General features: G+C 73.5%; 7 protein-coding genes. 5 read left to right on the forward strand and 2 right to left on the reverse strand.

Features of this window, described 5'->3' with window-relative positions:
* Positions 1-374: class I SAM-dependent methyltransferase (locus AB0J52_RS30595; protein WP_500186144.1), on the forward strand; the 374-nt coding region annotated here is incomplete at its 5' end.
* A 41-nt stretch (positions 375-415) separates the two neighbouring features.
* Here the strand turns inward: AB0J52_RS30595 and rnhA are convergent.
* On the reverse strand, positions 416-874 hold the full coding sequence (gene rnhA / locus AB0J52_RS30600) for a ribonuclease HI (protein ID WP_500186146.1): 459 nt from the start codon (positions 872-874) through the stop codon (positions 416-418).
* A gap of 88 nt (positions 875-962) precedes the next feature.
* On the opposite strand from rnhA, the gene AB0J52_RS30605 reads away from it, so the two are divergent.
* Positions 963-1,388, forward strand: a complete 426-nt coding sequence (locus AB0J52_RS30605) for a MarR family winged helix-turn-helix transcriptional regulator (protein WP_500186147.1) — start codon at positions 963-965, stop codon at positions 1,386-1,388.
* A 24-nt stretch (positions 1,389-1,412) separates the two neighbouring features.
* Here AB0J52_RS30605 and AB0J52_RS30610 read toward each other — a convergent pair whose 3' ends face one another.
* On the reverse strand, positions 1,413-1,616 hold the full coding sequence (locus AB0J52_RS30610) for a hypothetical protein (RefSeq protein WP_500186148.1): 204 nt from the start codon (positions 1,614-1,616) through the stop codon (positions 1,413-1,415).
* Positions 1,617-1,754: 138 nt separating this feature from the next.
* Here AB0J52_RS30610 and AB0J52_RS30615 point away from each other — a divergent pair, with 138 nt between their 5' ends.
* From AB0J52_RS30615 to AB0J52_RS30625, 3 genes are all read left to right on the forward strand, one after another.
* Entirely contained in the window at positions 1,755-1,928 is a 174-nt protein-coding gene (locus AB0J52_RS30615) for a hypothetical protein (RefSeq protein ID WP_500186149.1), read from the forward strand.
* A gap of 33 nt (positions 1,929-1,961) precedes the next feature.
* Positions 1,962-2,828 (forward strand): MerR family transcriptional regulator, encoded by an 867-nt coding sequence (locus AB0J52_RS30620; protein ID WP_500186150.1) that lies wholly within the window; start codon positions 1,962-1,964, stop codon positions 2,826-2,828.
* 79 nt (positions 2,829-2,907) lie between these two features.
* The gene (locus AB0J52_RS30625) at positions 2,908-3,861 is read left to right on the forward strand and encodes a serine hydrolase (RefSeq protein ID WP_500186151.1); all 954 of its coding nucleotides are present in this window, start codon (positions 2,908-2,910) and stop codon (positions 3,859-3,861) included.
* The last annotated feature ends 125 nt before the right edge of the window (positions 3,862-3,986 follow it).

The following is a 3,986-nucleotide window of genomic DNA, read 5'->3' on the forward strand; positions in this document are numbered from 1 at the left end:
CGGGCGGCTGCGGCGCTACGTGGCGTGCGTACGACGTGGACCCGCTGTCCCTGTCGGCCATCGCGGAGAACGCGGCGCTGAACGATGTCGCGCTCGAAGCCGTCCGGTCCGATGTGACGGCGAGCCCGCCGGCCGCGGCGGACGTCGTGCTGGCCGGGGACGTCTGCTATGACCCCGACATGGCCCCGCCCATGCTCGCCGCCCTCCGGGCGTGCGCCGGGCGCGGCGCGACGGTGCTGGTCGGCGACCCGCGACGGGCCTACCTGCCGCGCGGCCTCACGGCCGAAGCCGAGTACGACGTCCCGAGCACCGGCAACGTCGAGGAACGCGACCTGACCCGCACAGCCGTCTTCCGCCTCCATCCGGACGGGTAGCGTTCACGACCCCGCGCCGGGTCGCCCCGGTGTCCGGCGGGTCAGCGGGCGGAAATGGTGTCGCGTCCCAGGGAGACGCGGCCGAGCGTCGCGAGTTCGTCGGCGCGTTCGTTGCCCGGGTCGCCCGCGTGGCCCTTCACCCAGAACCACTCGACCTGGTGGCGCCGCACGGCCTCGTCGAGCCGCCGCCACAGGTCGGCGTTCTTGACCGGCTTGCGCCCGGCGGTCTGCCAGCCGTTGCGCTTCCAGGAGTTCATCCACTGCGTGATGCCCTGCCGGACGTACTGGCTGTCGGTGTGCAGCAGCACGCGGGACGGCCGCCGGAGGTGTTCGAGGGCCTCGATCGCGGCCGTCAGCTCCATGCGGTTGTTGGTGGTGTCCGGCTCGCCGCCGTGCAGTTCCTTGACGTGCGGGCCGTAGCGCAGCACCGCGCCCCAGCCGCCCGCGCCCGGGTTGGGGCTGCAGCCGCCGTCGGTGTGGATGATCACGGGTTCGGACAACACGGCTCCAGCGGACGGGCGATCGACGCCCGCCACCCTACCCCGCGGACGGCATAGGATGTGCGCAGACCATCTGCGCGGAGGCGACATGGAACCCGACGACAGCCCCGGCTTCCTGCTGTGGCGCGCCACGCTGCGCTGGCAGCGGCGGATCACCGCGGCGCTGGCCCCGTTCTCGCTGACCCACGTCCAGTTCGTGCTGCTCGCGAGCCTGTGGTGGCTGGACCGCGAGGGCGTCCGGCCGAACCAGCTCACCCTCGCCCAGCACGCCGACACCGACGTGAAGATGACCTCGCAGGTCGTCCGGCGGCTGGAGGACAAGGGACTGCTCGTCCGCGAGACCGACCCGGCCGACACGCGCGCCAAGCGGCTGCGCGTCACCGACCGGGGGCGCGAGCTGGCCGAGGCGGCGATCGCCGCGGTCGAGGCCGCCGACACGGCCTTCTTCGCCGCCGCCCCCGACCGGGACGCCGTGCTCACCACCCTTCGTCCGCTCGCCGCGCCCCGCGACTGACGAGCCGGACCTCCGGCGGCGTCCTCAGACGGACGGGTTGGCGGCCCGGCCCTCGGTGCTGAGCAGGACGACCGTGCCCTGCCCGGGCAGGCGGGGCAGGGCGGCGCGGAGTCCGGCGGCCAGGCCGGGCAGCTCGACCAGCGGCGTCGGCTCGTAGCCGGGCAGCGCGGCGTGGAAGGCGGCGACGGCGCGCCGCCCTCCCAGGCGCGGCCGATGGCCACGGGTCACAGGGGACTTACCCATCGGACATGCGGGTCGGACGCACTACCGAATGGGTGTTTTCACCGATGGCGATGAGAACGCGCGGCCCTCACAGTCGAATCAAAAGCAGAAACAGGAAACAGCCGATCTCCGAGTGGAGGCGCAATGCGCCGCTCATCCTTCGCCGACCGCCCGGAGCGCGCGGTCGCGCCACGCACCCTCGCCGAACTGATGGCCACCGACGAGGCCGCGCCGGCCGCCGACGAGGACCAACCGGCCGCCGCCCGGCGGACCCGGCGCGCACCGCGCGCGGCGCGCACCCTCCGCAACGCCGCGTGATCACGCGCCGGGCGGGCGAACTATGCTGGCCCGGTGCGCGCTGAACGGGATCTGAAGGCCGAGGACGTCCCCGCGCCCGGCCGAAGGAACGCCCACGTCGTGACCGGTGACGCCTCGCTGCCCGGTGAAGCCTCGCTGACCGGTGACGCCGCCGGGGCCGATGGCGCTTCCACCGGGAACGGTCGTGAGTACCGCATCGGCGAGCTGGCGGAGGCGGTCGGCCTGCCGGTCCGGACGCTCCGCTACTACCAGGAGCGCAAGCTGCTGCCGCCGCCGCGCCGCACCGGCCGGATCGGCCTGTACTCCGAGGAGCACCTCGCCCGGCTGCGCATGATCGGCGGCCTGCTGGACCGCGGCCACACCCTGGAGGGCATCCGCGAGCTGCTGTCGGCGTGGGAGCAGGGCCGCGACATCCACAGCGTCCTCGGGGTCGAGCGGGCCGTCACCGACCCGTGGTCGCGCGAGGAGCCGGTGACGATGAGCTTCGAGGAGCTGTCCGCGCTGTTCCCCGGCCAGGTCACCCGCGAGCGGCTGGACGAGGTCGCCGCGGCCGGGCTGCTGGAGGTGGACGGCGACCGGATCACGCACTGGAGCCGCCGCCACCTGGAGGCGACGGCCGCGTTCGTCCGGGCGGGCGTGCCGGTCGAGGAGGTGCTCGCCGCCGGGGTCGAGCTGCGCCGCCGGCTGGACGAGCTGGCCGCCATGTTCGTCCGGCTGACCTCGCAGTACGTGGTGGGCGAGCTGGCCGGGCGGGACCCGGACGGGCTCGCCGAGACCCTCGCCCGGCTGCGTCCGGGCGCGGAGGTCACCGTCGAGGCCGGCTTCGCCGCCGCGATGGACCGCCAGGTCAGGGCCGAGATCGACCGCGTCCTGGCCGGGCTCGCCGGCAACCCGGACTGAACCGGCCATTTCCCCCGATATCAAACCGTTACCGGTTTCAGGCGGCAGGCCGTGACAAAAGGTCTTTAGCGTGTCGGCTGTGACACGACGCCTCCCACGCCTGCTCACCACCGCGCTCCTCGCGACCGCGCTCACCTCCACCGCCGGAGCCGCCCAGGCCGCTCCCGCCCGAGGCGTCCCGACGACCCGCGCCGCCGACGTCTCGGCCGCCGCCGCCGTCTGCACCTCCACCGCCGCGCCGGGGACCGCCAAGCGGGTCGGCACGGCCATCACCGCCGCCCTGCGCGGACGCTCCGGAACCGAGTCCGTCGCCGTCTACGACCTCAAGCGCAAGCTGTGGTGCGGCGTCGCGTCCGGCAGCCACTACGACTCCGCGAGCACCGTCAAGGTGACGGTGCTCGGCGCGCTGCTGCGCAAGGTGCTGGACGAGCGGCGCGCCATGACGTCCTCGGAGCTGTCGCTCGCCAAGAGCATGATCACCAAGTCGGACAACGCCGCCACGACCAAGCTCTGGAACCATGTGGGCCGCACCCGCATGCAGCGGTTCCTGCAGCAGGCGGGGATGACCCACACCAAGCTCGGGGCCGGCGGCTACTGGGGTCTCACCCAGATCACCGCCCGCGACGAGATCGTCCTGCTGCGCAAGTTCAACGAGCCCAACACGCTGCTCACCGACAAGGCCCGCAACTACGGGCTCACCCTGATGCACCAGGTCGTCTCGTCGCAGCGCTGGGGCACCCCGGCGGGCACGCCGTCCGGGATCACCTGGCACGTCAAGAACGGCTGGCTGCCGCGCCACAACAAGTACTGGCGCGTGCACAGCATCGGCGCGTTCTCCGGACGCGGCCAGTCCTACACGATCGTCGTGCTCACCCGCGACACCCCGTCCATGGCCTACGGCGTCGCCACGATCGAACGCGTCGCGCGCGCCGTCCACCGCGGGCTGAACCCGGACCTGCGCAGCATGTCGACGCAGTCCGTGCCGGGCATCCCGTGGGAGCGGTCGGACGGCTCGGTCCCGCCGAACGTCTGATCCGGCCCGCCCGACCCGGGGCCGTTGACGCGGAGCCGTCCTGACGCGGAGCCGTCCTGACGCGGAGCCGTCCTGACGCGGAGCCGTCCTGACGCGATGGTCCGCCCGGCGAGTCGATCTCGCCG

Source organism: Spirillospora sp. NPDC049652 (assembly GCF_040675125.1).
Classification (GTDB): domain Bacteria; phylum Actinomycetota; class Actinomycetes; order Streptosporangiales; family Streptosporangiaceae; genus Spirillospora.